Genomic DNA, 16,934 nt, shown 5'->3' with positions numbered 1-16,934 from the left:
ACAACCTCTTTCTTTTTATATTCATTTATATTAAGATAAAATTGTAATTTTCTGTATTTTAAAATTGTAAAGGAGGTGCGATATGCTATTAAGATATGGTAAACATATTAACTATTTAGCTACATCTTTTATTTTAGTTACATTCTTTGGCTTCCTACTTTCCACAACATGGCTTACTCACTACTCAACTTCTACTACATTCACACTACTGAAAGCATCATTTTGGACTGCTGTTATTCTTACTATCATTGGTTTTGGACGAGAAAAAAGCGCACTTACGGTTATACTATTTGGCATTTGTACACTTGCATTCATTGGTCTTTACACTTTTTCCGTTATCGATTACCTCTATAACCCAAGGCCATAAAAAAGAGCTATCTTTTAACAAGATAGCTCTTTTCTTCACTTCACTACATTTCGCAAAGTACCAATTCCTTCTACTGTAATAACCACTTCATCACCAGCATGTAAAAACTTTGGTGGCGTGAAACCTTTTCCGACACCAGCCGGGGTTCCTGTTGCGATAATATCGCCTGGTTCTAAAGTCATTCCTTTACTTATCGTTGAAATAATTTCTTCTATTGGAAAAATCATTTTATTTGTGTTGGAAGTTTGCCTTACTTCTCCATTTACTACCGTTTCAATGTGTAATGAATTCGGCGCATTAACCACCGATTTATGAATTAAATACGGTCCCATCGGACAAAATGTATCGAAGCTTTTCCCAAGGAAAAACTGTTTATGTTTTCTTTGAATGTCTCGAGCTGTTACATCATTGATAATCGTATAACCAAAAACATGCTCAAGCGCTTTTTCTTTTTTAATTTGTTTCCCTCGCTTACCAATAATGATAGCTAATTCTCCTTCGTAATCTAGTTCGTCCGTTGCATGAGGGTGACCATTAATTTGCTCATTTATGCCAATAACTGTTGTTGGTGCTTTCGTAAAGATCATTATATTTTCTGGAATAGACTCTACTCCGCCCATTTCTACCGCATGCTCACGATAGTTTTTTCCAACGCACAAAATATTCTTTCTTGGCCTTGGAATCGGTGCTAATATTTTCACCTCTGTTAACGGATAATACGCCGCTTCCCCGTTCTCTTTTGCCCAATTTACAATTTCACATACTTTCTCAAAGCATTCAGTCCCTCTTTCAATACACTCTAGCATTGTAATAGGGATTGTAACCTTTTCCCCTTTTTGTCTTTGCGCTTCTCTTAAGTGTAATACCTTTTCTTCTTCTTCATCCACAATACCTACAAATACCTTTTCTTCTTTTTTCGCCGTTACAAAACGCAATATTTCCACTCTCCATCCTACAACTCATACACTTTAATTGTATTCGCATCCGCAAGAAAAAAACCTTCTCATGCACGCTAATTTTTACAATATTCTTCTCATATCCGATTCGTTACTCCTTTATCATTTGGCATAAAATGTAGAAATTTTACTTTTTTTAGCGAATGCATTTCTTTTTTATGAAGTTTTTGTATAATATGTACTACATATATACTAAAAATTTCATTTAGAGATGGAGCCGATTTCAATGTTTGAGCAAGCGATTGAAAAAAAACGTGAAAAAATGATTTATTTTGCTGAACGCTATGGAATGACTTCTCAAAAAACAGTGGATTGTAGCCAAGAACTGGACAGGCTCTTAAATGTAATTTGTCATGTACCTACGGATTTACACCCTAATCAAACGTTCAAAACACACACGCAATAATGCGTGTGTTTCTTTTATTTCAAAAAAATACACATTTTATTGGAAACGCCCATACAATAGTAGAAAAGAAAATTTTAAAAACGAAGGGTGTTTTGTATGCCAGCTATGGTCGGACATATTCGTATCGTCAATATTGGATCAAGTGGTATTTTTCATATTGGAGATGTATTTGCGATTAGGCCTATTAGTTACTCACGTGCTTTCGCCGGGGCCGGCTCTTTTAACGTTGGAGATAACGTTTCTGTCTACAATTATCAAAGTGCAACGACTGTCAACGATTCAGATGTCGTCGATCAAGCGATAATTGGTTCAACTTAAAGGGGGCGATTATATTGAACTTTTATGTAAACCAAAGTATCGTCATCAACAGTATTAAAATTGATAGCATTACAACCTCTTCTGTGTTCCAAATTGGTACTGCCGGAAGTATTAAAGCCCTATCTAAATTTTCAAATACGGGCGGATTTACGGAGCCGCTTCGCCCATTACAGGCGAAAGGACAAATTATTTCTATCAAACCATCAACTAGTTCTTCTTAAGACATCCTTGTCATAAATATATAGTAGGAATATTTTTACCCTCCCTATTGAAAAGGAGGTTTCACAAATGAATCAAGATATATATACTTACTTACACCAACTTCAACAAGCTCTTCAAACACAACAAGCAGCCATCTTGAATTTAGAAGATCAAGTGCGCCAACTCCAAGAAGAGCTTAACGAATTAAAAAATCGCCCCTCCTCTTCTGTAGGAAAAGTGGAATACAAATTCGATCAATTAAAAGTCGAAAATTTAAATGGTACTTTAAATATTGGTTTAAACCCATTTTCAGCAAAAGGACAACAAATTGAAGATTTTCAAGTGGATACAGAAACATTAAAGGTAAACCCTGAAACCGAAACAAACCCAGACTTTTATCAAGGTATCCTCCAAGAAATGCATCGATACTTAGATGAAGAAGCATATAATCGTATTCTCCATTTTGAACAAGAAGAGAGAACACCGCTTGATGAAATGTATCGACAAATGATGGTGGATGACATAAAAAAACAGATGGAGCATCGACTCCCTTATTATTTATCACAAGCGCAATCATATGAAGGTATTTCAACAGATCCAGATTATTTACGAGATATCATTATTCAGGCAATGAAACAAGATATTGACAAAGCCTTTCTCTCCTTTATTCAGCACATACCAGGAAATTTCCGAAAGGAGTAATTATGTATGAACCTTAACGTTGTAAACCGTGAGTTAAAAGTCGGACAGATTAAAATGAACGGTGTATCGTCGTCCGCACTCTTTTTAATTGGAGATGCAAATCTCCTCATTCTATCTTCTATTCTCGATACACCATTTGAAACAGTTACAGAGGGTCCATTTGTACCATTAGTAACAGATGTCGCTCCTACTCCAGGTTAAGGAGACTGAGAAATTATGTTGCATCATGTGTCCATTGTCCAAAATGTTTCTATTATTTCTTTAGGGATTACTGCCGTATTTCAAGTTGGAGATGCAAACCAAATGGAATTAAAAAGTAGAGCTATTGCCGTCCACCGTGAAATTCCTTGTTATATACGGGGAGAAGGTCGCTTTGATGCTTTTGAAATCTTTACAGATGAACACATTACAATTCCAAAACGAACGACAGATGTAAAATTAAATATTGTAAATGAATGTCCTTTTATTGAAGTGAATAACGTTGAATTGCGGACACTTTTAAATTCTGGTTGCTTTCAAATTGGGAATGTTGATTATGCTTTTAATAACTCTCGTATTATGCAAATCCGCCAATATATTACGGATGAACCTTCCGCACAATAATTCATATAGTAATTAAAAAGCTTAGTAAAGTAGGTGGATGGTATGCCTTCGGTTGTAGGAAATCTCGTCGTGCAAAACAGTAACGGCTCTTTCAACTTAGGAGATTTTTATAACGTATCTCCGAAAGAAAACACGAAAGCCTATAACGGATCTGGAGCTTCTAATGTTGGGTTTGTCGTGAATACGTTTAACGGTGTTAGTGCAACAAATACGTTTGATTCTGATGTGGCAGATCAAGATCAGATTGGAACAGCGTAAAAAAAGTAGGAGATATTCTCCTACTTTTTTCTTTTATCTAATTCAAAATTATTAAAATGAAATTTTAATAAGCAAGAGCTTTACTGTCCACAAATAGTGGTATAAACAAGTAAGTAGTGAAGAAGCACTATTTCATTTTATTTAAATGATAACCCGCTCTCCTCCAAAGCCTTCCTAAGCTTCGGCAAAGACGCTGGTCCCATACCATGCATTTTTAAAATTTCTTTTTCACTATATTTTGAGAGTTCTTCTATCGTTTGAATTCCGTGATGTTGCAGCGCATTTCGTGCTGGTGATGAAAGAAGTGAAAGAAATCCTGTTTTCGGCTTCTTTTCTTTCTCGCAAGTTGGGCAAGTTGGACAGTCGCTACTTTTGTAGTATTCATGTCCTTTTTCACACGTTCTTAACGTTTTTTCCGTTGCCATTTTCAAGTCCCTCTATTCTTCAATTTTTACAATATGATTGCCATCAAAGAAGTATAAGCATTTCTCTTTCACAGGATGTTGTAAGCTTTTCTCCAGTGCTTTTGCATATAACGAAAGCTGTACTTTATATCGATCTTCTAAAATTGGTTTTGCTTGTTCAAATCCGCCTGGGAATTTCCCTTCAATCGTATCTGTTTTGAAGTCGATTAACGTAATGCCGTCTTCCTCTTCAATCATGCAGTCGATAACCCCTTGGACAAGAATCGTTTCTTCACTCTTCCCTTGCCAATCTTGATATGCTTCTTCTGCTGCAAGCATCATCGTAAATGGTACTTCACGCTCAACACTTTTCGCCGCTAATACCCTTTTACCTAAGTCACTGTCGAAGAATGAAATTACTTTTTCAATGGCTATTTCTTCCGCCTGCTCGAATGTTAATAATTCCTTATTTACCATTCCAGCAATTTGCTCTTGAAGAACTTCAACCGTAATCGGCTTCTTCAAATCAACATGCTGCATAACGGCATGGACTGCTGTTCCGCGCTCTGCGTACGTTAACCCTTTTTTCTCCATAAAGCGCGGGCGTGTTTTAATTGGTGCACGTAGTTTTTTAATAAAGGCGTTATCGCTACCTTCTTCAGATTGATAATTTCTCTTTATTTCTGTAACAGATTGCTTCGCGCGATGAGATGTCGCATCCTCATATCCGTACTTCCACATTAATCTGTCGTACACTTCTTCTTTCCGTTCACTTTGCAGGGGAACAGCCTTTTTCTCACGAAGCGCTTCTAACAATTCTTGTTTCTCTTCTTGAACTGGCTCTGGTGCAAGTAGCGTATTACCGTCCACAACTTCTACTTTCCAGCTAGTGTCATACCCGTAAATTTCATCTGGAATACTTCCTTGTCCTAATTCAAGAAGTATTTCACTATCACGGTGTCTATATAATGAAGGTGCAATCCAGTCTAAATAACAAGACGCTCCGGCACGTATATGATCTGGTAATAACCATTCACTATGCTCCCTCGCATCAAGCCATTTTTCCATTTCCTTATTTGCATCCTTAACTGTTCCAATTAAAATTAACTTCTCTTTCGCACGCGTCAATGCTACGTATAGTACGCGCATTTCTTCCGCAATTAATTCCATTTTCATTTTACGCTTAATCGCAAGCTGTGATAATGTTGTATATTTAATTCGTTTGCGCGGATCGATAAATTGCGAACCGAAACCGAAATCTTTATGCAATAAGAAACGTTTCATTAAGTCTTGTGTATTAAAACGACGACCGAGTCCAGCTACAAATACAACTGGGAACTCTAGCCCTTTACTTTTATGAATCGTCATAATGCGAACAACGTCTTCTTGTTCACCGAGGGCCCTCGCCGTCCCCATATCATCACCGCGTTCTAAAATACGTTCAATAAAACGTAAGAAGCGGAATAATCCTCTAAATGATGTTGCTTCATATTGTCTTGCGCGGTCATATAGTACGCGTAAGTTTGCCTGCCTTTGCTTTCCAGCTGGTAAACCGCCAACGAAGTCGTAATAACCTGTCTCACCGTACACTTTCCAAATTAAATCAGAAAGTGATTGTTGACGTGCAAATTCACGCCATCCTTGTAGTAAGTTATAAAACCACTCTAATTTATCATGAAGTTCTTGCTCCTCTTCAAGCGGTGCCCCTTTTAAGAATGAGCTCATTACTTCATAAAACGAGCCTTTCTTTCCATGAGCACGAAGCATTGCAAGTTCTTCATCGTTTAATCCAACGATCGGGGAACGAAGTACAGCTGCAAGCGGGATATCTTGCATCGGATTATCAATAACGCGGAATACGTTCATCATAATATTTACTTCCGTCGCTTCAAAGTAACCAGTCGCGAGGTCAGCATATACTGGAATTCCTTGTAATTTTAACTCTTCCATAATTTGCGGGGCCCACGGCATGGAGCGAAGTAAAATAACGAAGTCGCGGTATTGTACAGGGCGCATACTATCCGTTTTACGATCATATACTTCATAACCTGAATCGACCATCGCTTTAATGCGCTGCGCCATAAGGCGAGCTTCAAGCTGTGCCTTTTCTACTTCCGAACCTTCTTCACCGTCTATTACTTCTTCTTCTGTTTGCTGAATGCATAGTAGTTCAGCCGCTACATCTTCACCTTCTGGATAGGTAGCACCTAGCTTTAGTTCAGCGTCAACATCGTAGTCAATTTCCCCAACTTCTTCGCCCATAATTTGTTTGAAAATAAAATTCGTACCTGCTAGTACTTCATGACGACTACGGAAGTTTTTCGCTAAGTCAATCTTCATTCCGCCACCCAATCCTTCTTGTGTGAAGCGTTTATATTTTCCTAGGAATAGTCCTGGTTCGGCTAGTCGGAAACGATAAATCGACTGCTTTACGTCACCAACCATGAACAAGTTCCCTGCACTCTCAGAATCTTTCGTTACGAATTTAATAATGGATTCCTGTACAAAATTCGTATCTTGATATTCATCGACTAATACTTCAGCAAATTTATTACGATATTGGAGCGCCACTGCTGACGGATTCATTTCACCATTTTCACTTGGTTCACTTAAAATTTGTAAACAGAAATGCTCTAAATCTGTGAAATCGACCATTCCTTTATCTCGCTTCATCGCTTGGAAACGCTCTGTAAATACTTTTACAAGTTGAACGAGCTTTTCTAATACTGGGTGCATATCTTGAAAATCTCGTAAGAAACTTTCAGGTTTGCGGCTAAATAGCTCTTCTTGTAATTTCTTCACTTCATCTTTCGCTTTATTACGAAGAGAGTCTACTTGTTTTACAATATCCTCGTTATAATCACTTTTCTTAATGCGCTTTAACGTTTGCCACGATACGTTTTGCATCGCTTCATACAAACTTGTCCACGATTCACGAGCAGCTGATGATAGCGTTCCAAGTAAAGCTGCATCTGCTTGCAACGTTTCAACGCGAGGCGCTGGACCGTCAGGAAGCATTGCGAGCTCCGTCGCTTTACGAATATGCTGTTCCGCTGTTTCAAGCTGGAATTTCACATCTTCTAATAAGTAAGAAGCGTACACTAAATCTTCAATTGTCTTTCCTTCTACGTCATATGCTTCTACTAATTTATCGAGCCATTTTTCCGGATTTGGATGCGCTCTTGACTCTGTATGAAGCGCTAAAATCATACGTTGTAAGTCATCATCACTACGGTCACTCGTATAACGATCAACAAGTTCAAAGAAGATTGTATTATCTTCGATTCCGTACTCTTCTTCTAATATGTCATCTAGCACTTCTTCTTTTAACAATTCATTTTCTGTTTGATTCGCAATACGGAAACGAGGATCCACATCAAGCATGTAATAGTATCCTCTAATTACTTGTAAACAAAAGGAATGAATCGTCGAAATAGAAGCTTTATTTAATAAGCTCAGCTGCTTTCTAATGTGCTGAGAGCCTGGCTCATCAATTAATACTTTTTCTAACGCTTCCCCAATTCTGTTTTTCATCTCTTGCGCCGCTGCATTCGTAAATGTTACAACGAGCAGGCGGTCGACATCGACTGGATTCTCTTCATTAATAATCTTTTTAATAATACGTTCAACTAATACTGCTGTTTTACCTGATCCAGCTGCAGCCGCAACTAAAATATCACGTCCGTTCGCTACAACAGCTTTCCACTGGTCATCTGTCCATTGACTACCTTCTGGTTTTTTAGGCCAATTTTCTATCATTCTCCGCCAACCTCCTCTCTTATTTTCTCCATCGCTTCGCTATCTTTCATATCTTTTAACGATCGGAACTGATTATCTTCAAGTGACTCATCAAATTGACAAACAGATTTGAAGTTACAGAACGTACATGCTGCTTTATTTCCCATTTTATAAGGAGCAATATCGATAACACCTTCTGTAATATCTTTTCCGATATTTTCAAACGTATGGTGTACATATTTTTGCAGTACGTTAAACTCTTGCTCACTTGCAATACTTGAACGCGCACTAAAGCTACCGTCTTTTTTCAGGCCAGCAGAAATAATATCTGAACTTCCTGTTGAAAGTTTGTTATCCATTAAACGAACAACGTCAGCATCTCCTAATACGAGTCCTTTCATTTTAAATTTCTTTAAAATTTCTTTTTCAATTTCAGCTTCAGATGCGTCACCTTTCATCTCAACGATTGGGTTATGAATATGAAAATACAATACACCAGCTGGTGATGCTGTGTGACCTTTTTTCATCCAGGTCTGTGCATTCGAAGTAACAACATCTAAATACGTTAACATTTGAAGTGCTAATCCGTAATACACTTCCGTTAAATCTAACGCTTTTGAACTTGATTTATAATCAATAATACGTAAGAACGTCCCGTTTTCATCTTCTGCCTTATCAACACGGTCAATACGGCCGACTACTTCCATCTTCACACCATTTGGTAGTGAGAATTCCATCGGCGGAAGTGATCCTGTACCGCCCATACCGAACGGCACTTCTAAATCAACTGGTACGAATCCGCTCGACTTCGCATGTTCACGAAGAATGATTGACGTACGGAAAATGATTTGTTGTAGTTTTTGTTTTAAATAGAAATGACGGTTTGAACTTAATAAAATTTGTCGTTGTAATAACGGTGCGATTTCTTCTATTACTAAAACAGAAAGATGCTCACACTCTTTTATGGATAAATCCGCCCAAGTACGGTTTTCACGCAATAACTTGTCCGCAATTTTCTTTAATGCCGCATGGAATAATTCGCCGATATCTGGCGCATCAAGCTTGAAAATATCACGCTCTCTAAGCGATAAACCGTGCTGCGCAAAATGAGCGTATGCACAACGGTTAAATAGTTCCATACGAGAGACGCTTCCTTTAATTATATCTCCATATAAATCTCTACTTACTGCTGTACTTAGTTTCTTCGCACGATTTCGATAGAATAAACTTGATAAGACGCGGCTACTTTTTTGTTTCCATTCATCTGAAGTTACGTAGAAGTTGTATACGTCCCACCAAAAGTCTAAATTCCCTTCAAATCCGTATCGCTTCCACGTTTGTAGTTGCTGCATAACGTAAGATAACGTTACTTCTGGCGTTGCTACGTATGAAATTTGTTCTGAACGTGATAAATCATTTACGTCATTCGTAATAAATGAATCTTTCACATTAGGGAACATTCTTTTTATTTTCTTAATAAAGCTAGACGCAAGTAACGTCTTTCCTTCTTCATCTGCAAGCGGGCATGAAATGTATAACTTCTCAGATGCTCTCGTTACCATTTGATACATAACGAACTGTTCTTCTAACAAAGTTTGTCTCGTCGTTGGCGCTAATTCAATTCCTGCCGCACCAAGAACTTCTCTTTCCTCATCAGAAAGCATACCTTCATCCATAGGTGCTGCTGGAATAACCCCCTCATTTACACCTATAATAAACGTTGCTTTCACGTCAGATAACCTGGAGTGATCAATATTAGCAATTAATACTTGGTCTAATGAAGGCGGAATATTAGCAAATTGAAGTGCCTCAAGACCTGTCGACATAACGTCCGTAAACATAGAAAGAGACATTTTCTCATCACCAAGCATCTCTACAAACGTATCAAGAAGGCTCATTACCTCTTCCCATACTTGTTCATGATCTGTCGCAAATAAGAAATCTCCACTTTCTTCTGCACGTATACGTAATTCTTCTAGTTTCTTTGGAACATCCAGCTCTTCTAAAAATAAGTAAACTGCTTCACACATTTGCATAACTGTTCCTGCACGCTTTAACCTTTTTTGCATGCGAATAACAGGTGTTCTTACAACGTCACGTAGCCTATTTATTTTCTCTTCCATTTCACGTTCACTGTCTGTGATCATCCCGTTCGTATCATCAAGAGAACGATAACGGCGATACATCCATGGATCCTCTGAAGTCCATCTCTTTCCTTGTACACCGTACGCTAAACAGTAATTTTCAAATTCATCCATTTCTTCACGCATCGTTTCTTTTCTTACGTCTAATGGATATAAAAGCTCTGTTTTCACGCAGCGGAACACCGCATCATAACGCCAATTCCCACTAATAATCTCGAGTGCAGAACGAATACATTCTACTAATGGATGGTGTGACATCGGGCGCTTTTCATCGATGAAGTGCGGGATATTGTAATCTGTAAATAACGTTCGCATCACATCGTAATAACTTTCCCCATTACGAAGAAGTACTGCAATATCTCGGTAACGATATTTTTCATCCGCAACAAGTTTACGAATTTCACGAGCAACACCTTCTACCTCCGCTCGTAAATTCGCAGCTGTACTAATCGTTACACTCGCTTCATCGTTAAATTTTTCATTCGGACGCGCTTCATAATGAGCTTCTAAATGCGCTAATGCTGGAGAATGAAAACGCGGCTGTTCCATAAGTGGAATTGTTTTTTCAATTTCTATTTTTTCTTCACGCGCTACTTGTTTTATTTTTTCATACGTTACCGTCGTTTCATAAAATAAATCGAGTTCATTTACTGGCTGCGCTAACGTTTTTTCATCTATCGTTAACGTGATCGTAACTCTCGCTCCGCAAATCATAAGCTGTCTTACAATCTCTAACTCTTGCGGGGAGAATGAATGAAATCCATCTATATAAATTTCCGCACCATTTACATATTCAGATTGCGGAAGCTTTTCCACTAGCAATTGCAAGTAGTCTTCTGAATCTAAATATTTTCCGATTAAAGCACGTTCAAAATCATCATATAGTAGTTGTAAATCATACACTTTATTCGCTAATAGCTTTTGCTCGGCACTGCTACTATGCGCATCTAATTGTTGCCACATTTCATATACGTTAGATGGCGTTACATTGTAACGTTTAAACTCTGCAATCATACTGCCCAGATGTTCAAAGAAACCGTTTTGCTCCGCTGCTTTTTGGAACACCGATAACCCATCTTTACGAGACTCTACAATTTTACGAAGTAACATATGTACACCCGCTTCATCAATATGAAGACGACTCGCTCCACCAACTTCTTGTAGTACCTTCCACGCTAATCGTGAAAAACTAAAAACTTGTGCCCGAATAGAACCTCTTACATCCTCACTTCCAATTAACGCCTGCTGCGTCTGGAATGTCATCTGTTCTGGCACAAGATATAATATTGTTTCCCCTCTCGGGCGCTGTTTTAACTCTTCTTGCACTTCGTGTAAACAAAGTGTACTTTTTCCACTTCCCGCTCTACCAATCACAAATCGAAGTGACATGTAACCCCACCTTTCACTTACATAACGAACGTTAGTTTGCTACTATAATTGTATTATAGGACACGAAAAAAGACAAACGGAGTAGTTTGCCTTTTTTTATACTTCTACCTATTATATCAACCTTTTGAAAAATTCGTTTGCACCTCTTGAATTGGCCAATATCGTAAATCAACTTTACCGACAACTGTATCAGCTTTTACAAATCCAAAGTGTCTACTATCCCAGCTCCCGAGGCGGTTATCACCTACTACAAAAATATATCCAGGTGGCACCGTTTTTTCCTTAGTTAACTCTTCTAGCGTAAAGTCACCTGTTAGTTGTCGTCCATTTATCTCCTTCTTATATTTCTCTAAATAAGGTTCATCCACGAATTGTCCGTTTATATATAATTTATCATGCTTATATTCAATATGATCTCCAGGTAAACCGATAATCCGCTTTACATAGTCCTCTTTTTTATTCGCATGAAACACCACAACGTCAAATCTGTTCAAGTCCCCAACTTGATAACTCACCTTATTTACAACGAGCATATTGCCATCTTGTAATGTCGGCATCATTGACTTCCCCTCTACAACGTACGTCGAAAAGAAAAACGTTCGAAAAAATACAGCTAATAATACACCAATTAAAATTGTTCGTATCCACTCTATGCCTTCTTTTTTCAAAGTTTTCTTCATCTGCTTCTCCCCTTATCCTTTAATACTGAAGCTTTCCTTTACAAAGAAGACTATTCTTAATGCAGTTCTAACTTTACTTCGATTTTCTTACCGACATACCATAAAATAAAAATACCAATCGCTACAATGACTGATTTCACTGGATTATGAATAAATGACATTAAATCATGACCGATATACGTTAAAATAAAAATCATCACAAGTTTTCCGAATGCTAACGCTAGCCCAAACTGTTTTACACTAATTCGGGATAAACCAGCGACAACATTTATTAATGCTGACGGTGTAAATGGAAAACAAAATATAACAAAAATCGGTGCAAATCCTTTTCTTTCAATCCATCCCATTGCTTTTCGTACTCTCTCATGCTTATTTACAAACGAAAAGAAACGACTGCGACCAAAATGGCGGATGATGAAAAAGACAAGTAATGCACCCATTACTGATCCAAGCCATGAATAAAGAAAACCGAGCCAAAAGCCAAATGCAACAGCATTTGCCAGTACAAATACAATAAGCGGTAATGCTGGAATCAACGCCTCTATCATCGGTAAACCAATACCAAGAAGTGGTCCGAACGCTTTATAACTCTCAACAATATGATCCATATTTTCTGGTGAAAAATACTCTTTGATTGTCTGAAAATCCATTCTACACTTTACCCCTTTACTCTAAATACTATCCCTACTGTATCATTGCTTATATGAAAGAGGAAATGGTAGATACGACATATGGAGATGTATTTATTAAAGTTTCCATATCTTTCATAAGAATTCCTTCATTATTTAGCTATGATAATCTATCAATATTCGACAGGACGTGTCGTTCGTTTTGTTATTTAGATTGTTTTTCGATTTTTTATCGGCAAATGAAATTACACTGGTGATTTTCTAGATATATCAATTACAACTCGGTTTCTCTAATATATCGCCTTATCTACAAAGACTGATAAAGTGAAACTTTAATCAGTGGGGATTTTGTTGATCCCCCGCTTAACTTCTTTGCTTTCGCTGAATTTTGAGGTGGGGGTCTTACTGCCCACAAATAGCGGGATAAACAAAAAAAGAATGGGGATTCCCCCCATCCTTTCACACTTCGCCTTCCTTCACAAAATACACACTCTCATAAGCGGGTCTTAATGTTGATTCCTCTTTTTTATCAACCTCTTTAAAACAAGGGCTCCCTTGTTTTTTCCTACGATCTTCATATTCAGTACGTAATTTCGCTGTACGATTTTGTTGATTTTCAAAACTAGTTTTTGATATTTCTAATTTCACAGCAAAACCATTTATAAATCTAATAATAAGATTTCCATCTTTTAATTCTTTGTTACTTTCAATATAAAAATGAGACAACCAAGCGCACTCTTTTCTAGAGTAAGAATAGGTAGGGAAAAAATAAAGTTGATCTGCTGGACTAATCGCAATCGGTGCTTTATGTGTAATATGAGTTAACTCTTTCGTTCCTTCTTTTCTGCCTAAGAAACTAGAGCCATGCTTGCGGCAACTTCTTTCTATAATATCTAGAGGTTTTTGAAATACGAAAAAAGAATCATTCATTTCAACGACTCGCGTAACAATTTTCTTTTCACTTAGAATAACAGGAAGTAAGGCCATCGTATTTTTCGTTACAACATAATTTTCGACATAGCGTTCCACTTTACTTTCCATACTCCATTATCTCCTTTTTTCCATTTATATTAGCAGCTGTATATATAATTTTAGCATCTATGAAAAGGAAATAGCTTACAAGCTCCGCTTTTTTACAGTTTTTTATCATTTATCAAACATTTGTTAAATAATAAAATCACAATATAGTGATTTTTTAATTTTAAAGTTATAAAAACAACATTTATACTACCTATAAATATTTATTATCCCTTCCTATTTTCACATCATTAAAACAATTAACTTTGCTATAATTAAAATGTAAATCCAATATATAGAGGGCCACTATGGAAGAAAAAGAAATCCAACCATCGATTCAAATGAAAAATAGTAGCATCATTATCGTGAAAAACTCAGCTAGTATTATATTCGGTTTATTTTTCATTCTGCTATTCTTTGCCAAACCGTTTCGTAAATCAAAATGTACAGAATGTAAAAAACGTGAGAAGAAAAAATCAGGGCAAGAACAATAAAAGGCCTTCCTTTATGGAATGCCTTTTTACATTTGTAGTATCATTTTATTTATTCTTCTTAACCCTTAAAAAAAACAACTATATTTTCTTCCAAGGTTCTCTACATCTTTTTTGATTTGTAATATGCTCCTTATATAAAACATGAGAAAGAGTATTTGTACTTGTTACCCGCTTTTAATTTTTGTTAAAAAATTAAAATTTGTACATCTTTATCCATCACTAACAATTCGTTAATTAGTTAACTTTGTAATATAAGTTTTGTATATAATTTCATTCAAAAACACAATATATAAGTAGCTAGTTATAATTACATTACTTTTTATCGAATTCCCAAAAGGAGCTGTATACTTATGGATAAAGAAGATCTATTAAGCCAGTAGGTTAATAGCATCCCCTCAGATGCTCTGAATACCCCTAGTAAGGAACAAGAACAACTGTTAGAAACATCATCTCAAAACGTACAAAATTCCAACAACAATGCTAACAAAAAAGATGTTACTCAAGGTCTATCTAGAAAAGATTTCCCCATTTCAACAGAGAAAACAAATTTATAGTTATTTACTATCATACGCAGCAAATGCTCTTGCTGAACTAACTCTTCTACAGAAACTAATACGCATTCCCGATAATTTTTTACCAGTTTTAACATAAAAAAAAGAGAGTTACATATAAAAACAGGCTCTGGAAAAATTTTCTCCACAACCTAAAAAAAGGATGGCATTAGCCATCCTTTTTTCCATCATCAACTATAAAATTATAGTTTGATTACGTTTTTAGCTTGAGGTCCACGGTTACCGTCTTCGATTTCGAAGCTAACTTTTTGACCTTCTTCTAGAGATTTGAAACCGTCAGTTTCGATTGCAGAGAAATGTACGAATACGTCGTTTCCACCTGGAACTTCGATGAAACCGAAGCCTTTTTCGTTGTTAAACCATTTTACTTGTCCTGTTACTGCCATAATTATTTCCTCCTAAGAAAATACAAATTTAAAATTTTTTAGTCTTCCTGTCTAAAAAAAGAATCCACACATTATCAAATACGAAACATAAACTAGTTCTCACATACTTTTTCTCGTTCGTTTTCAGCACTTGATAACATATGGATTGCTTAATTTAACTATTCAACTGACATTATCATAGCACATTAAAATAAAATATACAATCTTTTTCGAAAATAGAATTCCTAATTTTTAGTATTTCTTATAAAATATAATTATCTCTATTCTAAATAAGGAGGAGTTTATGACCAATAAAATTCCTAAAAAAACATTAAAAAGAATTGAAGAGGATATTGAAAATAATAATCTTGGAAAAGCAAGAGATAGATTGCATGGCCTCATCTTTACATACCCAAATGAATTACATCTTCGAAAACAACTCGGAGATATTTATTATAAATTACAATATCCGGAAATGGCTGGACGTTACTGGTATCTAGAAGAGCATAAAACAGATATTATGCATGAATCATGTTTATTATTTGAAAAATCAATGGGAAATAGTCCTCATCATATTGCACGTGCTTTAAAGTTTAAAGGCGATTCTATCCATATAAAGGGTTTGGATAAAGATAAGCCCTTATCTTCAGTGCAGAAAGAAGTAGTAGAGAATTTAGTTTATGAGTATAAAGAAACATGGCAAGATAAGCTAGTTCCTTTTGGCTGTCTAGCATTGCTTGCTTCCCTTCTCTTTTCTGCCATTGTTGGTCTATTCACTATTTGGAATTGGATTTTTTAATCACAGGGGGGAATTTTCACATGTCAAACTACGCTAAAGAAGAAAGACTAACAGGGGGAAACGTCTCAAACGTATATCGTTCTGAAAATACTGTTCGGCGAGAGTTAAAGCTAGGCAGTGAAAAGATTCATAAGCTATTGCAACACTTAGAAAACAAAGGATTTCATTATGCTCCAAAGTTTTTAGGTGTAGATGAAAAAGATAGAGAGATTTTATCCTTTATTGAAGGAGAAGCTGGCAATTATCCTTTAAAAGAATATATGCGATCTAATGATGTATTAAAAGAAATCGCAAAGATGCTCCGCCTTTACCATGATGCCGTAAGTGATTTTCCGTTATTAGATGATTGGAAACCGATGGATCACACTCCAAATAACATTGAGGTTTTATGTCACAATGATTTTGCCATATATAACATTATTTTTAATAATGAGAAGCCAGTAGGGATTATTGATTTCGATGTTGCTGCTCCTGGTCCAAGACTATGGGATATCGCTTATACACTCTATACTTGTGTGCCTTTAAGTAGAGTGTATTATACAGAATCTGGTGAAGCCGTTCATTATGACTCATCGCAACATGCAGATCGTATTAAAGAGAGAGTGAATTTGTTCGTTCAGTCCTATGATAAAAATATGGATGAAGATTACTTAGGAATGGTGTTACTTCGATTAGAAGGGTTATGTACATATATGAAACGAAAAGCTCAAGAAGGCGACTTGAATTTCCAAAGAATGATCGATGAAGGACATCTAGAGCATTATGAGAAAGATATGAAGTTTATTCGTGATCATAGGGCTGAGTGGAGTTGATTTAGTAATAAAGAAAAGTTAGTATCGTTTTTTGCCGACAACTCAATCTCTCTTTTCGAATCGTTTAGAAAATAACAAGG

Annotated in this window: 19 protein-coding genes; 11 read left to right on the top strand and 8 right to left on the bottom strand. The window is 36.4% G+C overall.

Annotation, left to right across the window (positions count from 1 at the left end):
- The first annotated feature begins 82 nt into the window (after positions 1–82).
- Positions 83–367, top strand: a complete 285-nt coding sequence (locus BAQ53_RS05590) for a hypothetical protein (protein ID WP_000926865.1) — start codon at positions 83–85, stop codon at positions 365–367.
- A gap of 35 nt (positions 368–402) precedes the next feature.
- Here the strand turns inward: BAQ53_RS05590 and BAQ53_RS05585 are convergent, their stop codons facing one another.
- Positions 403–1,302, bottom strand: a complete 900-nt coding sequence (locus BAQ53_RS05585; RefSeq protein WP_001213073.1) for a fumarylacetoacetate hydrolase family protein — start codon at positions 1,300–1,302, stop codon at positions 403–405.
- A gap of 247 nt (positions 1,303–1,549) precedes the next feature.
- Between BAQ53_RS05585 and BAQ53_RS05580 the strand changes: the two genes are divergently transcribed.
- The 7 genes from BAQ53_RS05580 (at position 1,550) to gerPF (ending at position 3,811) form a co-directional block, all read left to right on the top strand.
- The gene (locus BAQ53_RS05580; RefSeq protein ID WP_089149403.1) at positions 1,550–1,729 is read left to right on the top strand and encodes an aspartyl-phosphate phosphatase Spo0E family protein; all 180 of its coding nucleotides are present in this window, start codon (positions 1,550–1,552) and stop codon (positions 1,727–1,729) included.
- A 96-nt stretch (positions 1,730–1,825) separates the two neighbouring features.
- The gene (gerPA, locus tag BAQ53_RS05575; protein WP_001111188.1) at positions 1,826–2,047 is read left to right on the top strand and encodes a spore germination protein GerPA; all 222 of its coding nucleotides are present in this window, start codon (positions 1,826–1,828) and stop codon (positions 2,045–2,047) included.
- Between the two features lie 14 nt (positions 2,048–2,061).
- Positions 2,062–2,268 (top strand): spore germination protein GerPB, encoded by a 207-nt coding sequence (gene gerPB, locus BAQ53_RS05570; RefSeq protein ID WP_001012516.1) that lies wholly within the window; start codon positions 2,062–2,064, stop codon positions 2,266–2,268.
- A gap of 67 nt (positions 2,269–2,335) precedes the next feature.
- Positions 2,336–2,950 carry a spore germination protein GerPC gene (gene gerPC, locus BAQ53_RS05565; RefSeq protein WP_001070760.1) on the top strand — a complete coding sequence of 205 codons (615 nt, stop codon included), beginning with the start codon at positions 2,336–2,338 and terminating at the stop codon, positions 2,948–2,950.
- A gap of 6 nt (positions 2,951–2,956) precedes the next feature.
- Positions 2,957–3,151 carry a spore germination protein GerPD gene (gene gerPD / locus BAQ53_RS05560; protein WP_001052806.1) on the top strand — a complete coding sequence of 65 codons (195 nt, stop codon included), beginning with the start codon at positions 2,957–2,959 and terminating at the stop codon, positions 3,149–3,151.
- Positions 3,152–3,166: 15 nt separating this feature from the next.
- Positions 3,167–3,553: a spore germination protein GerPE gene (locus BAQ53_RS05555; protein WP_000902323.1), complete on the top strand. Its 387-nt coding sequence runs from the start codon at positions 3,167–3,169 to the stop codon at positions 3,551–3,553.
- Positions 3,554–3,595: 42 nt separating this feature from the next.
- Positions 3,596–3,811 (top strand): spore germination protein GerPF, encoded by a 216-nt coding sequence (gene gerPF, locus BAQ53_RS05550; RefSeq protein WP_001141566.1) that lies wholly within the window; start codon positions 3,596–3,598, stop codon positions 3,809–3,811.
- A 137-nt stretch (positions 3,812–3,948) separates the two neighbouring features.
- Here gerPF and BAQ53_RS05545 read toward each other — a convergent pair whose 3' ends face one another.
- From BAQ53_RS05545 to BAQ53_RS05520, 6 genes are all read right to left on the bottom strand, one after another.
- A complete protein-coding gene (locus BAQ53_RS05545) occupies positions 3,949–4,236 on the bottom strand; it encodes an RNA polymerase alpha subunit C-terminal domain-containing protein (protein ID WP_074594665.1) in 288 nt (95 codons plus the stop codon).
- 12 nt (positions 4,237–4,248) lie between these two features.
- Positions 4,249–7,974 carry a helicase-exonuclease AddAB subunit AddA gene (addA, locus tag BAQ53_RS05540; protein WP_151522429.1) on the bottom strand — a complete coding sequence of 1,242 codons (3,726 nt, stop codon included), beginning with the start codon at positions 7,972–7,974 and terminating at the stop codon, positions 4,249–4,251.
- Positions 7,971–11,486 (bottom strand): helicase-exonuclease AddAB subunit AddB, encoded by a 3,516-nt coding sequence (addB, locus tag BAQ53_RS05535; RefSeq protein ID WP_000058568.1) that lies wholly within the window; start codon positions 11,484–11,486, stop codon positions 7,971–7,973. Before addB ends, addA begins: the two co-directional genes overlap by 4 nt.
- 116 nt (positions 11,487–11,602) lie before the next feature.
- Positions 11,603–12,166 carry a signal peptidase I gene (lepB, locus tag BAQ53_RS05530; protein WP_000751900.1) on the bottom strand — a complete coding sequence of 188 codons (564 nt, stop codon included), beginning with the start codon at positions 12,164–12,166 and terminating at the stop codon, positions 11,603–11,605.
- Between the two features lie 56 nt (positions 12,167–12,222).
- On the bottom strand, positions 12,223–12,816 hold the full coding sequence (locus tag BAQ53_RS05525; protein WP_000347517.1) for a TVP38/TMEM64 family protein: 594 nt from the start codon (positions 12,814–12,816) through the stop codon (positions 12,223–12,225).
- Between the two features lie 438 nt (positions 12,817–13,254).
- On the bottom strand, positions 13,255–13,836 hold the full coding sequence (locus BAQ53_RS05520) for a competence protein ComK (protein WP_000444444.1): 582 nt from the start codon (positions 13,834–13,836) through the stop codon (positions 13,255–13,257).
- 284 nt (positions 13,837–14,120) lie between these two features.
- Here BAQ53_RS05520 and BAQ53_RS05515 point away from each other — a divergent pair, with 284 nt between their 5' ends.
- Complete coding sequence (locus BAQ53_RS05515; RefSeq protein ID WP_000391367.1) at positions 14,121–14,306, top strand: hypothetical protein; 186 nt, start codon at positions 14,121–14,123, stop codon at positions 14,304–14,306.
- 754 nt (positions 14,307–15,060) lie between these two features.
- On the opposite strand, the gene cspA is transcribed toward BAQ53_RS05515, so the two are convergent.
- The gene (gene cspA / locus BAQ53_RS05505; RefSeq protein ID WP_000301523.1) at positions 15,061–15,264 is read right to left on the bottom strand and encodes an RNA chaperone/antiterminator CspA; all 204 of its coding nucleotides are present in this window, start codon (positions 15,262–15,264) and stop codon (positions 15,061–15,063) included.
- A 283-nt stretch (positions 15,265–15,547) separates the two neighbouring features.
- Here cspA and BAQ53_RS05500 point away from each other — a divergent pair, with 283 nt between their 5' ends.
- Positions 15,548–16,042, top strand: a complete 495-nt coding sequence (locus BAQ53_RS05500; protein ID WP_000182384.1) for a DUF6584 family protein — start codon at positions 15,548–15,550, stop codon at positions 16,040–16,042.
- A 20-nt stretch (positions 16,043–16,062) separates the two neighbouring features.
- On the top strand, positions 16,063–16,854 hold the full coding sequence (locus BAQ53_RS05495) for a phosphotransferase (RefSeq protein WP_046945920.1): 792 nt from the start codon (positions 16,063–16,065) through the stop codon (positions 16,852–16,854).
- Positions 16,855–16,934 lie beyond the last annotated feature (80 nt).

This window comes from Bacillus sp. B25(2016b) (assembly GCF_001679765.1).
Taxonomy (GTDB): domain Bacteria; phylum Bacillota; class Bacilli; order Bacillales; family Bacillaceae_G; genus Bacillus_A; species Bacillus_A thuringiensis_K.
Note: the sequence above shows the minus strand (reverse complement) of the source record. Positions and strands in the feature narration are given on the sequence as shown.

Excerpts from the sequence above, each read along its gene's own strand:
- BAQ53_RS05590 (WP_000926865.1), top strand. The coding sequence starts at position 83 with ATGCTATTAAGATATGGTAAACATATTAACTATTTAGCTACATCTTTT.
- BAQ53_RS05580 (WP_089149403.1), top strand. The coding sequence starts at position 1,550 with ATGTTTGAGCAAGCGATTGAAAAAAAACGTGAAAAAATGATTTATTTT.
- gerPA (WP_001111188.1), top strand. The coding sequence starts at position 1,826 with ATGCCAGCTATGGTCGGACATATTCGTATCGTCAATATTGGATCAAGT.
- gerPC (WP_001070760.1), top strand. The coding sequence starts at position 2,336 with ATGAATCAAGATATATATACTTACTTACACCAACTTCAACAAGCTCTT.
- gerPD (WP_001052806.1), top strand. The coding sequence starts at position 2,957 with ATGAACCTTAACGTTGTAAACCGTGAGTTAAAAGTCGGACAGATTAAA.
- BAQ53_RS05555 (WP_000902323.1), top strand. The coding sequence starts at position 3,167 with ATGTTGCATCATGTGTCCATTGTCCAAAATGTTTCTATTATTTCTTTA.
- gerPF (WP_001141566.1), top strand. The coding sequence starts at position 3,596 with ATGCCTTCGGTTGTAGGAAATCTCGTCGTGCAAAACAGTAACGGCTCT.
- BAQ53_RS05545 (WP_074594665.1), bottom strand. The coding sequence starts at position 4,236 with ATGGCAACGGAAAAAACGTTAAGAACGTGTGAAAAAGGACATGAATAC.
- addA (WP_151522429.1), bottom strand. The coding sequence starts at position 7,974 with ATGATAGAAAATTGGCCTAAAAAACCAGAAGGTAGTCAATGGACAGAT.
- addB (WP_000058568.1), bottom strand. The coding sequence starts at position 11,486 with ATGTCACTTCGATTTGTGATTGGTAGAGCGGGAAGTGGAAAAAGTACA.
- lepB (WP_000751900.1), bottom strand. The coding sequence starts at position 12,166 with ATGAAGAAAACTTTGAAAAAAGAAGGCATAGAGTGGATACGAACAATT.
- BAQ53_RS05525 (WP_000347517.1), bottom strand. The coding sequence starts at position 12,816 with ATGGATTTTCAGACAATCAAAGAGTATTTTTCACCAGAAAATATGGAT.
- BAQ53_RS05520 (WP_000444444.1), bottom strand. The coding sequence starts at position 13,836 with ATGGAAAGTAAAGTGGAACGCTATGTCGAAAATTATGTTGTAACGAAA.
- BAQ53_RS05515 (WP_000391367.1), top strand. The coding sequence starts at position 14,121 with ATGGAAGAAAAAGAAATCCAACCATCGATTCAAATGAAAAATAGTAGC.
- cspA (WP_000301523.1), bottom strand. The coding sequence starts at position 15,264 with ATGGCAGTAACAGGACAAGTAAAATGGTTTAACAACGAAAAAGGCTTC.
- BAQ53_RS05500 (WP_000182384.1), top strand. The coding sequence starts at position 15,548 with ATGACCAATAAAATTCCTAAAAAAACATTAAAAAGAATTGAAGAGGAT.
- BAQ53_RS05495 (WP_046945920.1), top strand. The coding sequence starts at position 16,063 with ATGTCAAACTACGCTAAAGAAGAAAGACTAACAGGGGGAAACGTCTCA.